This window comes from Streptomyces sp. NPDC006265 (assembly GCF_040613555.1).
Lineage (GTDB): Bacteria > Actinomycetota > Actinomycetes > Streptomycetales > Streptomycetaceae > Streptomyces.
In genome coordinates, this window is the sequence record NZ_JBEXSH010001300.1 from 1 (window position 1) to 1,744 (window position 1,744).

General features: G+C 70.2%; 2 protein-coding genes. Both read right to left on the bottom strand.

Features of this window, described 5'->3' with window-relative positions; genetic code table 11:
• Positions 1-58 precede the first annotated feature (58 nt).
• Complete coding sequence (locus ABZ281_RS48190; RefSeq protein WP_356665058.1) at positions 59-505, bottom strand: DUF6114 domain-containing protein; 447 nt, start codon at positions 503-505, stop codon at positions 59-61.
• Positions 505-1,176, bottom strand: a complete 672-nt coding sequence (locus ABZ281_RS48195; protein ID WP_356665060.1) for a DUF6230 family protein — start codon at positions 1,174-1,176, stop codon at positions 505-507. The genes ABZ281_RS48190 and ABZ281_RS48195 overlap by 1 nt, the downstream gene beginning before the upstream one ends.
• Positions 1,177-1,744: the final 568 nt, after the last annotated feature.

Here is a 1,744-nt window from a genome sequence, read left to right on the forward strand (position 1 = left end):
GGTGCCTCCTTCGAAGCGGACCGCCGGGGTGTCCGCAACGTCGCCTTTGCGGACACCCCTAGGGCTGCCGCACCGGCGTCGGGGGCATGGCCTTCGCCGCCCGGGCGTCCTTCCGGCGCTGCCTGCGGCTGACGCGGGGTTCCTGGTCCGGGAGCCAGCCGAAGGCGAGGCAGCTGCCCACCAGGCCCAAGAGCAGACCGATGAAGAAGCCGCCCAGGTTGGAGGTCAGCCAGGTGCCCAGGGAGACCAGCACCCCGATGACCGAGTAGAACAGGCGCTGGGCGGGGTTGAAGAGGATCAGCACGCCGCACAGCAGCATCACGACCGGCAGCAGGTAGCCGGCCAGGCCCTGCATGCCGACGTGCAGGATGACGTCCAGCGACGCCTTCAGCGTGAGCAGGACCTCCGCCCCGCCCAGGGCGAGCAGCAGCCCGCCCCAGAACGGACGGCCGGCCCGCCACTGCCTGAAGGCGGGCCGGACTCCCTCGCGCGGACCGCGCGGCATCAGCAACCCGATCCGCTGAAGCCCAGCTTCAGACCCGGCAGCTTGAACACGCCGGCCGTCGTGGCGTAGTTGGTCTGTCGCAGGTTGGCGATGCGCACGGTGTCGGACTGCTGGCTGAACACGCCCTTCGGTCCGCGGCCCTTCGGCCCGGCCTTGTCGAGCGTGCTGGCGTCGTTGCCGATCTCGATGTTGTTGAACGCGGCGTCGCCGGTCAGCTCGGTCGAGTCGGTGGTCAGATCGCTGGCGCTGACCTTCTGCGACCCCTCACCCGCCCTGATGACCAGGTTCGTGCCGCCCAGGTCCACGCTCTGGCACAGTTTGGTGAGCGTCGCGTTCTTGATGACGGACGTGACGACCAGCACCTGACCGCCGGTGTCACCCGCGTTGGGGCTGCCCTCGGCCATCTCGTCCAGGCCGCCGAACTGTGCGAATCCGGTGCCGTTCAGCTCGGTCGCGGTGACCGTGAACGGCATGCCGGAGATGGCGAACTGCACGCCCAGCGCCCCTTGGGCGGTGAGGACCGCGAGGCCCGCGGCGGCCAGGGTGGCGGGCACCGCCATCACCGCGGCCCGGCGCGCCCGGACCCGCCCGCGCCGCGCGGGAGTGGCACTGACGTCCGGGGCGGCGGCGCCGTCCGGTCTTTCGGGGGTGTGCTCGGCGGAGGAGGTCATGTCTGCTCCAGGTGCATGTCGGTGCGGATCGGACTTCGGTGGCACGTTGCCCTGGCGCGGACATCGACCGCGTACGCACGTCTCCCGCAACTCCCGGCGGTTGCAAGGGCTTTCTCGTTACGCCGCAGTAGCCATCGAGGAAGTTACCGGCGGTTACATGAAGGGTCAAGGGAAGTGTGAACAAAAAGTGTTCATTGTGCGCCGCAGGTGAGCCATCGGTCTCCCCAAAGCCTCAGCTCGCTCACAACTGCCTTGCGAGGCCTTGACGTTGACGGAGGTGCAGGTCTACAACTCTCCTCGTCCCACCGGATCCGTGGCGCCGGATCCGCCACGCGGCACGTCCACGTGTCCCGGACCCGCTCGTCCCCGTACGGGCATCTCGTCGCCCGGTGCGTCGAGCACGGGCTTTCCCTCGCCCGAGCCCCCCGCCACGGCATGGCCGCCTTCCCCGGAGCCGTGTCACCAGCCACCCCCCGCCCGGTCCGGCCGGAGGCCCCTTCCCGTGTGAGCCTCCGGCCGGTGTCCGGCCTGCCGTTGCCGGCCCGTCACGTACGGAGAAGGCGTGACG

Excerpts from the sequence above, each read along its gene's own strand:
- ABZ281_RS48190 (WP_356665058.1), bottom strand. The coding sequence starts at position 505 with ATGCCGCGCGGTCCGCGCGAGGGAGTCCGGCCCGCCTTCAGGCAGTGG.
- ABZ281_RS48195 (WP_356665060.1), bottom strand. The coding sequence starts at position 1,176 with ATGACCTCCTCCGCCGAGCACACCCCCGAAAGACCGGACGGCGCCGCC.